At 37.3% G+C, this 14536-nt stretch carries 15 protein-coding genes and 1 other RNA gene; 6 read left to right on the top strand and 10 right to left on the bottom strand.

Annotated elements, in window-relative coordinates; genetic code table 11:
* Window positions 1-374: 374 nt before the first annotated feature.
* Both rnpB and rsmI read right to left on the bottom strand, forming a co-directional pair.
* Window positions 375-759, bottom strand: an RNA gene (rnpB, locus tag Q5N69_RS01990) — RNase P RNA component class A.
* A gap of 113 nt (window positions 760-872) precedes the next feature.
* Window positions 873-1721, bottom strand: coding sequence for a 16S rRNA (cytidine(1402)-2'-O)-methyltransferase (gene rsmI / locus Q5N69_RS01985; protein ID WP_304367137.1), 849 nt, complete (start codon window positions 1719-1721; stop codon window positions 873-875).
* Window positions 1722-1800: 79 nt separating this feature from the next.
* Here rsmI and Q5N69_RS01980 point away from each other — a divergent pair, with 79 nt between their 5' ends.
* From Q5N69_RS01980 to Q5N69_RS01965, 4 genes are read left to right on the top strand one after another with little or no spacing between them, the layout of a single operon-like run.
* The gene (locus Q5N69_RS01980) at window positions 1801-3645 is read left to right on the top strand and encodes a penicillin-binding protein activator (RefSeq protein WP_304367135.1); all 1845 of its coding nucleotides are present in this window, start codon (window positions 1801-1803) and stop codon (window positions 3643-3645) included.
* Complete coding sequence (locus tag Q5N69_RS01975) at window positions 3614-4006, top strand: YraN family protein (protein WP_304367134.1); 393 nt, start codon at window positions 3614-3616, stop codon at window positions 4004-4006. Before Q5N69_RS01980 ends, Q5N69_RS01975 begins: the two co-directional genes overlap by 32 nt.
* Before the next feature lie 23 nt (window positions 4007-4029).
* Window positions 4030-4620 carry a phosphoheptose isomerase gene (locus tag Q5N69_RS01970; RefSeq protein ID WP_304367132.1) on the top strand — a complete coding sequence of 197 codons (591 nt, stop codon included), beginning with the start codon at window positions 4030-4032 and terminating at the stop codon, window positions 4618-4620.
* A gap of 2 nt (window positions 4621-4622) precedes the next feature.
* Complete coding sequence (locus tag Q5N69_RS01965; RefSeq protein ID WP_304367130.1) at window positions 4623-5192, top strand: BON domain-containing protein; 570 nt, start codon at window positions 4623-4625, stop codon at window positions 5190-5192.
* 416 nt (window positions 5193-5608) lie between these two features.
* Here the strand turns inward: Q5N69_RS01965 and Q5N69_RS01960 are convergent, their stop codons facing one another.
* The 8 genes from Q5N69_RS01960 to zapE all read right to left on the bottom strand — a co-directional run bounded on the left by Q5N69_RS01960 (window position 5609) and on the right by zapE (window position 12047).
* On the bottom strand, window positions 5609-6052 hold the full coding sequence (locus Q5N69_RS01960; RefSeq protein ID WP_304367332.1) for a ClpXP protease specificity-enhancing factor: 444 nt from the start codon (window positions 6050-6052) through the stop codon (window positions 5609-5611).
* Window positions 6053-6066: 14 nt separating this feature from the next.
* Complete coding sequence (sspA, locus tag Q5N69_RS01955) at window positions 6067-6708, bottom strand: stringent starvation protein SspA (protein ID WP_304367128.1); 642 nt, start codon at window positions 6706-6708, stop codon at window positions 6067-6069.
* Window positions 6709-6793: 85 nt separating this feature from the next.
* A complete protein-coding gene (locus Q5N69_RS01950; RefSeq protein ID WP_304367126.1) occupies window positions 6794-7492 on the bottom strand; it encodes a cytochrome c1 in 699 nt (232 codons plus the stop codon).
* Window positions 7492-8754 (bottom strand): cytochrome bc complex cytochrome b subunit, encoded by a 1263-nt coding sequence (locus tag Q5N69_RS01945; protein WP_304367124.1) that lies wholly within the window; start codon window positions 8752-8754, stop codon window positions 7492-7494. Before Q5N69_RS01945 ends, Q5N69_RS01950 begins: the two co-directional genes overlap by 1 nt.
* Window positions 8754-9344, bottom strand: a complete 591-nt coding sequence (petA, locus tag Q5N69_RS01940; RefSeq protein ID WP_304367123.1) for a ubiquinol-cytochrome c reductase iron-sulfur subunit — start codon at window positions 9342-9344, stop codon at window positions 8754-8756. The genes Q5N69_RS01945 and petA overlap by 1 nt, the downstream gene beginning before the upstream one ends.
* 560 nt (window positions 9345-9904) lie before the next feature.
* A complete protein-coding gene (gene rpsI / locus Q5N69_RS01935; protein WP_304367122.1) occupies window positions 9905-10297 on the bottom strand; it encodes a 30S ribosomal protein S9 in 393 nt (130 codons plus the stop codon).
* 3 nt (window positions 10298-10300) lie between these two features.
* Complete coding sequence (rplM, locus tag Q5N69_RS01930; protein ID WP_304367121.1) at window positions 10301-10729, bottom strand: 50S ribosomal protein L13; 429 nt, start codon at window positions 10727-10729, stop codon at window positions 10301-10303.
* A 202-nt stretch (window positions 10730-10931) separates the two neighbouring features.
* Complete coding sequence (gene zapE, locus Q5N69_RS01925; protein WP_304367120.1) at window positions 10932-12047, bottom strand: cell division protein ZapE; 1116 nt, start codon at window positions 12045-12047, stop codon at window positions 10932-10934.
* A gap of 192 nt (window positions 12048-12239) precedes the next feature.
* On the opposite strand from zapE, the gene Q5N69_RS01920 reads away from it, so the two are divergent.
* Together Q5N69_RS01920 and Q5N69_RS01915 are read left to right on the top strand one after the other, a co-directional pair.
* Complete coding sequence (locus Q5N69_RS01920; RefSeq protein WP_304367118.1) at window positions 12240-12716, top strand: YhcB family protein; 477 nt, start codon at window positions 12240-12242, stop codon at window positions 12714-12716.
* A gap of 382 nt (window positions 12717-13098) precedes the next feature.
* Window positions 13099-14457, top strand: a complete 1359-nt coding sequence (locus Q5N69_RS01915; protein WP_304367116.1) for a Do family serine endopeptidase — start codon at window positions 13099-13101, stop codon at window positions 14455-14457.
* The last annotated feature ends 79 nt before the right edge of the window (window positions 14458-14536 follow it).

The following is a 14536-nucleotide window of genomic DNA, read 5'->3' as shown; positions in this document are numbered from 1 at the left end:
GTTAAAAAATAAAGCATAGTCTGGGTAACCGGCTATGCTTTTTTTGTTCTTAGAATTTAGTGAGTTGACCGATAAGCCGCCGAGTTTAGATTTAGCGGATAGGACAATTAATTGTCTAGCTTGTTTATTTTATCAAAAAATAGCAAAAACAGATTACTATCCAAACTTTCAATAACAAATCCTAAAAAACAAAAAAGCCCTAACATTTCTGTTAAGGCTTTCTGTATTCTTTAAATTTAGCGAACTGACTGATAAGCCGCTGAGTTTAGGTATAGCGGATAGGACAATCATTCGTCTAATTGAATTTAGCGAACTGACTGATAAGCCGCTGAGTTTAGGTATAGCGGATAGGACAATCATTCGTCTAATTGAATTTAGTGAGTTGACCGATAAGCCGGGTTTTGTCTAGGACAATCATTCGTCTAGGCCTTAAATCGCTCTAAGGCTCAAGCAACCTACCCGGTTTCAACGCGAGCCACGCCATATGAAACCCTATTTGGTCTTGCTCCGGGTGGAGTTTACCCTGCAACCAACTGTTACCAGTGGTCCGGTGCGCTCTTACCGCACCCTTTCAGCCTTACCTGTTCCGCAAGCGGTCATCGGCGGTCTTCTCTCTGCTGCACTTGTCGTCGGCTTGCGCCGCCCAGGCGTTACCTGGCACCCTGCTCATTGGAGCCCGGACTTTCCTCCCCCCTACCCGTATATAAAATGCCGAAGCACTAAATACAACGATAAAGCAGCGATTGTCTGATCAACTCGCGGCGCATTCTACAGTAAATACCTGATATCACCAATAGCAAAATAAGATGTATGGCTGAAATACGTTAATAACTTAGATGTTTATGAAGTTTAAGGCTTCAGTTGTTGGATTATTATCCTTTTAACTCTAAGGCAAAATCGTAAAGTGCATTCTTCTTCACACCATAAATCTCGGCAGTTATTGCGCAAGCTGTTTTTGGTTTCATTTCTTTTAACAATAACTTAAGAGTATCAATAATTTTTGGGGAAATAGCATTCGGGTCAACTTTAAAACCTTCAATAATAAGTACCATTTCACCTTTTAGTTGGTTTGGATCTTCATTTAACCAAGTTAATAAGTTTTCAGCGGTATCTGAATAAATGGTTTCAAAAGTTTTGGTTAGTTCACGTGCGATAACCACATAACGATCGCCGCCTAACACGGTAACTATATCTGCAACGGTATCAATCGCTCGTCTTGGTGCATCATAAAACACCATAGTTCTTTCTTCATTGGCAAGATTTAATAATGCTGCTTGGCGCGCACCTGATTTAGACGGTAAAAAACCTTCAAATGAAAACCTATCTGTCGGTAACCCAGCCGCAGATAAAGCAGCAATTGCAGCACAAGCCCCAGGAATTGGTGAAACTTTTAAGCCTTGTTGACGACAATGCCTAACTAAATGGAAGCCAGGATCACTTATCAAAGGCGTTCCAGCATCTGATACCAGCGCGATACTTTGCCCTTCTGTTAGCAACTTGGCTATATGCTCTTGTCGTTGACGTTCGTTATGATCATGCATCGACATCGTTTTATTTTTAATACTATAAGCCGAAAGTAATTTTTGAGTATGACGCGTATCTTCACATGCGATTAGGTCTACTTGAGTTAGAACGTCTAAAGCTCTTTGTGAAATATCACCCAGGTTGCCAATAGGTGTGGCTACAATATACAAAGTGCCCGCGTCGATAGATGTTTGCATGTAATATGTTCGCTATAGTTGAGACTGAAGTGGATGACGTTTATTATAAGGGATATTATGACGCATGGATCTATTATAAGTGACCCAAACAACAGTATATTCTTTCAAAAAACGCATATTATCAGTTTTTATCACCATTCTGATAGTTTCTAGTTGTGCTAGCCCTGAAAAAAAACCTAAAACCGTTCAGCCGGTAACGAATGAAGAAGCCGTATTAGAGGTTGAACAAGGCGTAACTGCGAAAGACTATCTGCGAGATGCAAAAAATGCATCACCTGAAGATGCTATTCTTCTCATGCTTAAAGCAGCACAAACTTATAATAATGAAAAAAATTATGTTAAATCGTTATGGTTAGCTGGTGAGTTAATTAAATTACCACTGAGTAATGAAGAATTATTTAATACCTACCTTATCAGAGCGGAAAGTTTATTTGCGTTAGATAAAAACAAAGAAGCTGAAGCGCAATTAAGTTTAGCTAACAACTTTATTGCTGAGGAAGATGTAGAACCTAATTATCAATACTATGTGGTTACTGCCATTTCTGAAAAGAAAAAGAATAACAACATTCGCGCAAGTAATGCTTCCTTACTCGCTTTTAGCCAAAATACTCACGTAGACAACAGCAACCTAATGACTTTATGGAGTGAGCTTAGCTCATTATCAAATTGGGAGCTTCAACAGTTAAAAAACCTAAAACCACCTTACTTTGAAGGCTGGTTAGACTTAATTTTAAAAGCCAATAAATGGGGCGACAATAAAGTAATATTCGATCAAAAAGTTATCGAATTCCAAGCTAAATATTATAACCATCCAGCTAAATTTATTGCTGAGCAACTACTTCTTGTAAGCCAAGCAGACACACCAGTAATTAACCATATCGCTATTTTGTTACCACTTTCAGGTAAGCACGAAAGCATTGGAGAAATCGTTCAACAAGGTATATTAGCAGGCTATAACGACCAAACCTTGTTAACTTTTATTGATACAACAGATCTTGATTTCACAACATTAGCTCAACGCTTTAAAGATGAAGAAATCGATCATGTTATTGGGCCATTACTCAAGCCTAATGTTGATGAATATATTGCTCAAACAGAAATACAGCAACTTACGCTATTATTAAACATACCGACTTTAGGTAACTTAGCTTACAACCATTTCGCTCTTTCAATGAAAAGAGAGGACGAAGCTATTCAAGCAGCTACAGTTCTTGCAAATAGAAATTATAAACATCCTGTTTTATTTGCCACGCAAGATAGCGCAAGTCGTAAGATAGCCGCTTCGTTTGTTAGTAAATGGCAAGAGTTAACGGGCGACTTACTTGAAACAGTGCAACTACCACCAAATCAAGATATGCAAAAAGACCTTAAAACAAGTTTAGACATTGATGTAAGTACTGCGCGTATTCGTAATCTTGAAGCTCAAATTAGCCAAAAGATTAAAACTGAAAACCGTAATAGACGCGATATAGACATGATATTTATTGCGGCTCCATCGCAATATACTCGACTAATAAAGCCATTTATTGATGTGAATACAAGTACCTACTCTGACACTATCCCAATGTTTGCAAGCTCGTTAAGTCACAAAGGTGCAACTGAAGATGCTGAAATAAGAGACTTGTCTGGCTTAACCTTTTCTGAAATCCCTTGGTTACTAGAAAGCCAAGCACAAAATAAAACCCAATATACGATCAGTGATCAACTTTGGCCTAATAGACCAGAAAGCCTGCAACGTATATTTGCTTTAGGCTTCGATAGCTTACAAATTATGCCTAAATTAGAACTAATGAGAGACCTACCTTATTTAAGACACTTCGGACAAACAGGTGAATTAAATATGGATAAGAACAATATTATTTCTCGAAGTATTCTCTGGGGACAATATAACAATGGAACAGTTAAAGAAGTGGATATGGAATAGAAAGCAAACCACCACAGAAACAGGTAAGATTACGGAAAAATTTAGCTGTGAGTATCTGCTTTTACAAAATTTAACATTTCTAGATCAAAACTTTCATAGTAAATATGGAGAGATTGATCTTATTATGCTCGATGGCAGTACTTATGTTTTTATTGAAGTAAAATATCGGAAAAATAATAGCTTTGGTGGCAGCCTAGTGGCAGTAAGCCCAAGCAAGCAAGAAAAACTTCGCCTTTGTGCTAAGTTTTATCTGCAACTAAAACAATTAAATGAATATAATACACCTTGTAGATTCGATATCGTTGCACTGGAAGGTGACATAGAAAATCCCAATATTAATTGGCTTAAAAATGCCTTTTAACCCCTACGGAACTCATTAATGCTATGTTAGAAAGAATAAAAAGTAACTTTACACAAAGTATCCAAACAAAAATTGCCGCAAGTGAAGTACTTTCTGGTCCTATAGAACAAGCCAGTATGATTATGGTTCAAAGCCTTTTATCAGGAAATAAAATATTATCTTGTGGTAACGGTGGTTCAGCAGCCGATGCACAGCATTTTACAGCAGGCCTTCTAAATCGTTATGAAACAGAACGTCCACCATTGCCTGCAATTGCATTATCAACAGATACATCAACCCTAACGTCTATAGCTAACGATTATAGTTATGATGAAGTATTTTCTAAGCAATTAAGAGCTCTAGGTAATAGTGGCGATGTGCTATTAGCTATATCTACGAGTGGTAACTCACGTAACGTGATTAAAGCCATAGAAGTTGCTGTATCGAAAGATATCCCTATTATTGCTCTAACAGGTAAAGACGGTGGCGACATCGCTGGTTTACTTGGCGAGAACGACGTAGAGATCCGAGTTCCATCTGAAAGAACATCACGTATACAAGAAGTTCACCTTCTTGTTATTCATAGTCTGTGCGATATTATCGACACAACTTTATTCCCTCAAGCGGAAGATTAACAATGCAATTTAAGAAATCACTCATCGTATTAGCTTGTGTAACTATATTACAAGGTTGTGCGGCTGCTGCTGTTGTCGCTATTGTTGGCGGTACAAGTGTTGCAACCGACAATAGAACACTAGGTAAACAAATTGATGACCAACGTATTGAACTAGTTGCTCACAATCAGTTAGCTAAAATGCCTGAATTAAGTGAACACACTAACATTCAAGTAATTAGCGTTAACGGTAGTGTATTAGCGGTTGGTCAGGCACCTACGACTCAACTACGTGATCAAGTCATGAAAACCCTAAGTAACATCAATGGTGTTTTAACGGTTCATAACCAAATTAGAATTGGCAACATCATTTCTACTACCACTAAAAGTAATGATTTATGGCTTACTTCTAAAGTAAAAGCAGCTTTGTTAGCTGAAGACAATGTAAATGCCAAAGATGTTAAGGTTGTAACTGAAAATGGAGAAGTATTCTTAATGGGCTTACTACCTGAAGCTCAAGCAAATACAGCTGTTGACGTTGCCCGTAACCTAACCGGTGTAAGTCGAGTATACAAGTTGTTTGAATACCTATAAACGAAACGACGTTTAGTTATGAACTAAACGTTTCTTAGTAAAATTTGAGCACAAAAAAAGCAAGCGACTAAGCTTGCTTTTTTGTTTCTGCTAAATAAGTTTTAAACCTATGTAGCTTAACCTGAGTTGAGGTTATTTAACCTCAATTCGGGATAATGAATGTCATAACATTCAATAAAAAGAATTATTTATCAATAAATTAAAGAACCATCAGAGTACTTTACATGTAATATGATGACTCTATATTGATAGTTTTATGCCTAGCAAGGCGGATTTGTGTATCCAATAGCTGGCTATTGGTAACGAATACACAGTTTTTTTATTCCCGATAAAAACTAAGTACCTACATCCATGTAGGCAACGATGTTAGGCTTAAAAATAGCATATTGAGTAACTTTGCTTATCCCGAGTTGAGGTTATTTAATCACTTTCAGCGTAGCTCCGCCTTTCGGCTTGGCTGATGAAGAAGACTTTTGGCTATTATTATCAACACTCGTTAATGTAGCTCGAGGTGTTGAAGTAGCTTTAGGCTCTTCTTCTTGCTCAATAGGATGTTCGATAGGTAACGAGGTGCCAGCACCCGTTTCCTTCGCATATATCGCGCCTATTGCGCCGTAAGGCACAACAATGTGCTCAAGCTTACCGCCAAACCTAGCGCTAAACTCAATAGTGTCAGCTCCTAAAGAAATAACACCTACAGCACCACCAGATACATTTAGAACTATTTGACCGTCGGTAACATAAGCCATAGGAACTAAAACACCGTAAACATTAACGTCTACCATGATGTAAGGTGTTAATTCGTTATCTGAAATCCAATCGTAATAAGCTTTAACTAAATAAGGCTTGTTGGATGTCATCTTAACATCAGACACTATACTGGATTTCCAAAACGTAATTCACGCTCAGACTCAGTTAAAGAAGCTTGGAAAGATTCACGTTCAAAAACTCGTAACATATAAGTTTTTAATTCTTTAGAACCTTGACCATCAAGCTCAATACCTAATACAGGTAATCTCCATAATAACGGAGCTAAGTAACAATCAACTAAGCTAAACTCTTCACTCATAAAGTATGGTGCTTCGTTTAAGATAGGCGCAACACTTAATAAACTTTCTTTAAGTTCTTGGCGTGCTTTAGCAGCAGCGTCAGCTGGACCGTTATAAATAGTCTTAGCTAGGCTATACCAATCTTGTTCAACTCTGTGCATCATTAAACGACTTCTACCACGTGAAACTGGGTATACAGGCATTAATGGTGGATGAGGAAAACGCTCATCTAAATATTCAATAATGATACTTGCTTCATATAACGCTAATTCTCTATCGATAAGCGTTGGAACAGTACCGTATGGATTTAGGTCTAGTAAGTCTTCCGGCAGGTTTGCCAAATCAACTAGGTGTATGTCTACGCCAACACCCTTTTCTGCTAATACTATGCGTGTTTGATGACTATACATGTCATCAGCATGTGAATATAAATTCATAACAGAGCGTTTGTTTGCAGTTACGGCCATTTTGACTCCCAAAATTCTTTAAATAAAAACTAACAAAGGGGGCACAAAGCCCCCAATCAAGAAAGATACAATACACAGCTATTAACTAGTGTACATCTCTCCAATATTCTTTCTTCAATAAGTACGCGAAGATCAAGAAGATGAATAGAAAACCGATAACCCAGTAACCTAAGCTCTTACGCTCAAGTTTGTTTGGCTCTGCAGTATATTCTAAAAAGTTGGTTAAATCTCGAACAAAAGCATCATACTCTTCTTCAGTCATTGACCCACCTTGTGCTTCTCCAAGTTCACCATGTTCATTTACTGTACGAACACCTTGTAAACCTTGTAGTACATGCGGCATACCAACATCAGGGAAAACCTTGTTGTTTACACCAAACGGACGATTCTCATCAACATAAAAAGAACGTAAGTAAGTGTAAATATAATCAGGGCTTCTAAAACGAGCTTCTAATGTTAAGTCTGGTGGTGTGCTACCAAACCAAGCAGCTGCATCTTTGGCTGGCATCGTATTTAAAATATGATCACCTGCTTTCTCACCAGTAGGCATCCAATTTTTAACACCTTCAGCTTGATCTATACCTAAATCGTCAAACGTACGACCATAACGTTGGTACTGAAGTTGATGACAACCTAAACAGTAATTTAAGTAAGACTCGAAACCACGTTTAAGTGACTCTTTATCTGATAAATCATTATCTGCGCTATCTAAATGTAAGCTAGGGCCTGCTGCAATAGCAAGCATAGGAGCAAGTGCTAATAAAGCTAAAATGAATTTTTTCATTATCCTGTTACCCTCTCTGGAACTGGCTTAGTCTTCTCACCTTTACTATAGAACCATAGGAAAACGAAGAAACCAAAATAGCCTAAAGTTGCAAGTCTACCAATTAGGTTAGCTAGATCTGAAGCTGGCATTGTACCTAAAACACCTAAAGCAACAAAACAAATTGCAAACTGAGTTAAGTTTAAAAGATGTAATTTACTACGGTATCTGAATGAACGAACAACACCACGGTCAAACCAAGGTAAAGCGAATAACATACCAATTGCAGCAAACATCGCAATCATACCTAATAACTTATCAGGAATAACACGTAATACCGTGTAGAAAGGACCGAAGTACCAAACTGGAGCAATATGCTCAGGAGTTTTCAAACCATTCGCAGGCGTAAAGTTTGGCGGCTCAAGGAAATATCCACCACCTTCAGGGAAGAAGAACATTACCCAAGAAAATAGAATCAAGAATATAACAACCGCTACTAAATCTTTAACAGTGTAGTAAGGGTGGAATGGTATCGCATCAACAATGTCATACTTCTTAGTATATTGCTCATGGAAAGTAAATTTAGATAATTCTTCAGGTTTCATACTACCTTTAGGCTTCTTAATATTAGAGCCATCTGGGTTGTTAGAACCTACTTCATGTAATGCTAAAATGTGTAAGAACACAAGAATTACAAGAACAAGTGGTAATGCAATAACATGTAATGCGAAGAAACGGTTTAACGTAGCACCAGAGATAACATAGTCACCCTTGATCCAAATTGTTAAGTCTTCACCAATAACAGGAATAGCACCAAATAATGAAATAATTACCTGCGCACCCCAGTAACTCATGTTACCCCAAGGTAATAAGTACCCCATAAACGCTTCAGCCATTAATACTAAGTAAATTAGCATACCGAAGATCCATAGAAGTTCACGTGGTTTCTGGTAAGAACCATACATAACACCGCGGAACATATGTAAATAAATTACGATGAAGAATGCTGAAGCACCCGTAGAATGCATATAACGTAATAACCAACCGTAGTCGACATCACGCATAATATATTCAACAGAAGCAAATGCGCCATCGCCAGATGGTTCATAATTCATTGTTAACCAAACACCCGTAAGGATTTGGTTTACTAAAACTACAGTTGCTAAAATACCGAACACATACCAAAAATTGAAATTTTTAGGTGCTGGATATTGAATAGCATGCTTATTCATGGCATCCATGAAAGGTAAGCGTTTCTCGATCCAAGCCATAAAGCTATTCATTATGCTTCTCCTGGTGCAACACCAACTAATAAGGTGTCTTCAGTTGGGAAAGAGTGGTCAGGAACTACTAAGTTTAAAGGTGCAGGTACGCCTTGGAATACACGGCCAGCCATATCAAATTTAGAACCATGACACGGACAGAAGAAACCATCTTTAACACCAGTAACAAACTCTTCAAAGTCGCCTTTATGATGAGTAGGAGCACAACCTAAATGAGTACAAACACCTAACGCTACCATAAACTCAGGTTTAATTGAGCGGTAAGGATTAGTTGCATACTCAGGTTGCTGAGGTTCAGCAGACTCTGGATCACGTAACTGAGAATCATGTTTGCTTAAAGCTTCCACAATAGCGTCAGTACGACGAATTATATACACAGGTTTACCACGCCATTCAGCACGGATCATTTGGCCTGGCTCAATTTTACTTACATTAACTTCAACCGGAGCACCAGCAGCTTTCGCTCTAGCACTTGGGTTCCACGAGCCAATGAAAGGCACAGCTACACCAACTACACCTACGCCACCAACTACAGAAGTAGCAGCAGTCAAAAAGCGTCGTCGGCCGTTATTAACGGGCACATTGCTCATTCAAGATCTCCAATTAGTATTCAATTACCACAATAATAATTTTTCTTATTTCAAACAAAATTTTATTACGACGGTTTTATTAAACTAGCGACAAAAAAATTTTTACGATCATAAAGAAATCAGTGTTTTTTTACAAGGTAATTCAGCAGTTATGGCTAATCAATTTGCTTTCCCCAACCCTTTATTGATAATGATTCTCATTCATTTTAAATAAAGGTTTTATTACCCAATAAAACAGTAAATATTTGTATAAAAAACACGCATCAGTTATTAAAAGTAAACACTTACAACTTAGTCTTATTTATCTCTACCAATAGCTTAGACTATTTTATGAGCATTCGAGAGGGAATAAAAATAACGACAGAAAATTTTGACTGATTTTTTATAGAAAAATATTGATTGAAAACAATAAAATCGTAATTTATGCCAAGATAATTTATTGCACTTAGCAATAATTCAAAGGTTTATAGAAAATATAAAAAAAATGATGAGAAAATAAAAAAGCAGACATAAAAAAACCAGCAGAAGCTGGTTTTTTGAATATAACGTATTGGTAAATATTAACGTTTTGAAAATTGTGGCTTTTTACGAGCCTTGTGTAGACCAACTTTCTTACGTTCAACTTTACGAGCATCACGAGTAACGAAACCAGCTCTACGTAGATCACCACGTAAAGTTTCATCGAACTCCATTAATGCACGAGTAATACCGTGACGAATTGCGCCAGCTTGACCAGAAATACCACCACCTACAACAGAGATGTTAAAGTCAAACTTCTCAAGCATTTCTACTAATTCTAATGGTTGACGAACAACCATACGAGCCGTTTCACGACCAAAGTAAACAGAAATATCACGCTTGTTAATTGTAATTGCACCGTTACCAGCTTTCATAAACACACGAGCAGTTGAGCTCTTGCGACGACCAGTACCGTAATATTGATTATCAGCCATTGCTTAAAGCTCCAAAAGTTGTGGTTGTTGTGCAGTATGTTTGTGCTCAGCACCAGCATACACTTTTAGCTTGCGGTACATTTCACGACCTAAAGGACCTTTAGGTAACATGCCTTTAACCGCTAATTCGATAACACGCTCAGGAGCTTTTTCAATTAGTTTTTCAAAACTAATTTGCTTTAAGCCGCCAACATATTCAGTATGCGAGTAGTAAATTTTACCTTTCGCTTTGTTACCAGTTACACGTACTTTCTCAGCGTTGATAACAACGATGTAATCGCCAGTGTCAACATGAGGAGTGTATTCTGGCTTGTGCTTTCCGCGTAAACGGCTAGCAATTTCAGTAGCGATACGACCTAAAGTTTTATCTTCGGCGTCCACTAAGAACCATTCGCGTTCAACGCTTTCTGGTTTAGCTACAAAAGTTTTCATTAAGAAACCCAATTATATAAATGTTACTTTAAATAGTGATTAAAAATTTTCAATCACCCGTTAAAAGACTACGCTCTACCCCTTCGAGTATCGAGTCCGTGCCTGATATTCAAAAACACCAGGCCTTTGTAACGCAGGGAGCGCGGATTATACAGAAGTTCTTCGATAAAAAAAAGGTTATTTTTTAAACTTATCAAAGTATTTACGGAATATGCTCACTCGCAAGGTAAGAATGTGATTGCATCTCTTGTAGTCGGCTCAAACAACGTTTAAATTCAAAACTTAAACGCTCGCCAATATATAACTTCTCTAAAGCAACTTCAGCTGAAATAATTAGCTTAACATTTCGCTCATAAAACTCATCCACAAGGGCAATAAAACGTCTTATTGAATCATCATGCTCAGCATTCATTTGCGTTACATTCGCCATTAATACCGTATGATACAGCTTACTAATTTCCATATAATCGCCTTGGCTACGTGCGCTTTCACATAAAACCGAAAACTCAAAATGCACAACACCTTTCGATTCTTGAACAGAAAGTAAATCACGATTATTAATCACTATGGTTTTACCACTAATACCTTCTTCTACAGATAACTGATTAAAATAAGTATTTAAATTGCTACTGGCTTGTTCATCTAGTGGACAATGAAATATTTCAGCTTGCTCAAGCGTTCTTAATCGATAGTCAACACCGCTATCTACATTAACAATATCGCAATGTTTATTAATTAATTTAATAGCAGGAATAAAGCGTTCACGTTGTAAACCATTACGATATAACTCGTCAGGAATAATATTCGAAGTTGCCACTAAAATAACATCGCGGGCAAATAGCTCTTCAAACAATGTCCCTAAGATCATCGCATCGGTAATGTCTGAAACAAAAAACTCATCAAAACAAATAATGCAGGTTTCTTTAGCGAAGCGCTCGGCAATAATTTTAAGAGGATCTGATTGGCCATGCAGAGTTTTTAACTCTTCATGTACACGATGCATAAAGCGATGAAAATGCACACGCGTTTTGTTTTCAAAAGGTAAGCAATCAAAAAAGGTATCAACTAAATACGTTTTTCCACGCCCTACTCCGCCCCAAAAATACAAACCTTTAATATTTGATGGTTGTTGCTTTGAGTAAGTTTTTTTCCAACGATTAAGCACTTTTTTAAACCCAGAAACAGGTACTGGTTTATTACTCAAATCATCAAATAATCGTTGTAAGCACTGCACTGCATTTTCTTGTGCTGCGTCGTATTGAAATCCTTCTTGCTTTAAATCTAAATTATACTTTTCAATAGGGGTGATTTTTATCATACAATGGCCATTAGATTAATAAACAATATATTTAGTTAGGAATGCTTGAAATTTAAATTTTTGTAAACATATTCTATATATAGAGAAACTCAAGTATAACAAGGCAAAACATTATTTTTAAACTAAATCTCATAACTTTTGTGAAGAGCCCAAGTTTAAATTTTTATTTCATTTATCAAAGGTAGTTTGTGTATGACACTTATAATCGGTTTAGTTATTTTCGTTGTGGGTTTACTTGTTGGTTTAATAGTAAATAAGTTTATGGGCAGCACTTCTCAAGAGAACCAAGAGCTCACCAATAAACTTGATCAAGGCGAAAAAGCTTTAGAAGAATATAAAGCCAATGTTGCAGAACATTTAGAAAGCTCGGCTAAGTTACTTGAGCAAATGCACTCAACATGTAAAGACGCCATGATACAAATGGCACAAAGTACAAAATTATTACAAGAAGCTACGCCAGACGAAACTTCTGCTATGCCATTTTTCTCACAAGAAACACAAGATCAACTAGCACAAACAATTAAGCTACGAGATGCAAGTTCAGCGAATAAGAAAGACGTAGAAATCACTGAAGCGCCTCTCGACTATTCAGGGAATCCGAGTGGCTTATTTAAAGATGAAACACAAAGTGTTACAAATCCTGAAGTTGAAAAAAAGGAACTTAGTTAAATATTAAAGACTCAGAGCATACATATAATATTGATGCCCGCTGCCACTCAAGATGCTTACACCAGAACACTTGAGTGAGAACAATTCAAGGTAACGTTTTTTATTAATGATTTATTCCTCATAAAAAACGTTATCGAAGAAATGACTTCTCTCAAGCGTTTCTTCGATGGGATTAAAAACAATTTATGCTGCGTTATTAATTTTAGTAAGAGAATATCCATTACTTAAACTTAATACTTTTACTGACATGAACGCGACTACTTAGATTGCGTTTGAAACGCGAAATTGCTGCTTAAATTGTTTTACTTCCCAAAGAAACCTGCTTATTGAATGGCAACGGATATATAAAATTTTGTTTATTTGTTAAGGAGTTAATCAAAATATGAAAAAACTTTCTCTTATTGTAAGTACAGCTTTGCTTTCCAGCTCAATCGCGTTAACCAGCTTACCGGCTAGCGCAAATTTACCTTTTGCCGTAGCCGGTGAAACTTTACCAAGTTTAGCTCCAATGCTCGAGCAGGTAACACCTGCCGTAGTACTGATATCAGTAAAAGGTACCCACGAAGTTAAAAACAACGTTCCAGAAGCATTCAAATTCTTTTTTGGCCGACAAGGTAACAGAGGTCAGCAACAAGAAAAGGAATTTAGAGGTTTAGGTTCTGGTGTTATCGTCGATGCAAGCGAAGGTTATATCGTGACAAATAATCATGTTATTGCAGAAGCCGATGAGATTATTGTAACGTTAAAAGATGGTCGCCAACTAGAAGCTAAAAAAATTGGCTCTGACGAATACAGCGACATCGCCCTGCTGCAAATTGATCATGAAGACCTTACAGAAATAAAACTAGCTGACTCAGATAATATTCGTGTTGGTGACTTTGCTATTGCCATTGGTAGCCCATTTGGCTTAGGTCAAACTGTAACATCAGGTATTGTTAGTGCTTTAGGCCGTACCGGTTTAAATATAGAAAACTATGAAGACTTTATTCAAACCGATGCTGCCATAAACAGTGGTAACTCAGGTGGCGCACTGGTAAACCTTAGAGGTGAGCTTATCGGTATTAACACCGCTATTTTAGGTCCAAGTGGTGGTAACGTAGGTATTGGTTTTGCTATACCAAGTTCAATGGTTAATAACCTAGTTAGCCAAATTATCGAATTTGGTGAAGTACGCCGAGGCATGTTAGGTGTTCAAGGCAGAAGCGTAACAAGCGATATTGCTAAAGCAATGGAACTTGAAACCAACCAAGGTGGATTTGTTGAACAAGTAACACCTGGTTCAGCAGCTGAAGAAGCGGGTATTAAAGCTGGCGACGTAATTACCAAAGTAAATGGTAAAGCCGTTAAGTCTTTCAACGAACTACGCGGAAAAATAGGCTCTATCGGTGCAGGTAAAAAAGTAAAAATTACCGTTATCCGTAAAGATGGAAAAGAGAAAACCTACAAAGTAACTCTTAAGAAATCTGAAATGGCGAATGTAGAGGCTGAAAGTATTCACCGCATGCTAGAAGGTGCAAAACTAGAAAACAGCAGTAACAGCCAAGGTATCGAGGTACCAGAAGTAGATAAAAGTAGTCCAGCGGCTATGGCAGGTTTACGTTCAGGTGACTTAATTATTGGTGTTAACCGCCAAAGAGTTAACAACATTGCAGAATTAAGAGCTATCCTGAAAAAACAAGACAACGTATTTGCTTTAAACGTTATCCGTGGCAACTCAAGTTTATTCTTGATGATCCGTTAATAATACTAGCTATACCTGTTCACTTTTATAGAAATGTAAAAGTGAACCTAACAAAAAAGGAGCCTAGGCTCCTTTTTTA

This window comes from Pseudocolwellia sp. AS88 (assembly GCF_030551755.1).
Classification (GTDB): Bacteria; Pseudomonadota; Gammaproteobacteria; order Enterobacterales; family Alteromonadaceae; genus Pseudocolwellia.
This window is presented reverse-complemented; position numbering and strand designations above follow the sequence as displayed.

Excerpts from the sequence above, each read along its gene's own strand:
- Q5N69_RS01965 (WP_304367130.1), top strand. The coding sequence starts at position 4,623 with ATGCAATTTAAGAAATCACTCATCGTATTAGCTTGTGTAACTATATTA.
- rpsI (WP_304367122.1), bottom strand. The coding sequence starts at position 10,297 with ATGGCTGATAATCAATATTACGGTACTGGTCGTCGCAAGAGCTCAACT.
- rsmI (WP_304367137.1), bottom strand. The coding sequence starts at position 1,721 with ATGCAAACATCTATCGACGCGGGCACTTTGTATATTGTAGCCACACCT.
- rplM (WP_304367121.1), bottom strand. The coding sequence starts at position 10,729 with ATGAAAACTTTTGTAGCTAAACCAGAAAGCGTTGAACGCGAATGGTTC.
- Q5N69_RS01960 (WP_304367332.1), bottom strand. The coding sequence starts at position 6,052 with ATGACATCCAACAAGCCTTATTTAGTTAAAGCTTATTACGATTGGATT.
- Q5N69_RS01950 (WP_304367126.1), bottom strand. The coding sequence starts at position 7,492 with ATGAAAAAATTCATTTTAGCTTTATTAGCACTTGCTCCTATGCTTGCT.
- Q5N69_RS01970 (WP_304367132.1), top strand. The coding sequence starts at position 4,030 with ATGTTAGAAAGAATAAAAAGTAACTTTACACAAAGTATCCAAACAAAA.
- sspA (WP_304367128.1), bottom strand. The coding sequence starts at position 6,708 with ATGGCCGTAACTGCAAACAAACGCTCTGTTATGAATTTATATTCACAT.
- Q5N69_RS01975 (WP_304367134.1), top strand. The coding sequence starts at position 3,614 with ATGGAACAGTTAAAGAAGTGGATATGGAATAGAAAGCAAACCACCACA.
- petA (WP_304367123.1), bottom strand. The coding sequence starts at position 9,344 with ATGAGCAATGTGCCCGTTAATAACGGCCGACGACGCTTTTTGACTGCT.
- Q5N69_RS01915 (WP_304367116.1), top strand. The coding sequence starts at position 13,099 with ATGAAAAAACTTTCTCTTATTGTAAGTACAGCTTTGCTTTCCAGCTCA.
- Q5N69_RS01920 (WP_304367118.1), top strand. The coding sequence starts at position 12,240 with ATGACACTTATAATCGGTTTAGTTATTTTCGTTGTGGGTTTACTTGTT.
- Q5N69_RS01945 (WP_304367124.1), bottom strand. The coding sequence starts at position 8,754 with ATGAATAGCTTTATGGCTTGGATCGAGAAACGCTTACCTTTCATGGAT.
- zapE (WP_304367120.1), bottom strand. The coding sequence starts at position 12,047 with ATGATAAAAATCACCCCTATTGAAAAGTATAATTTAGATTTAAAGCAA.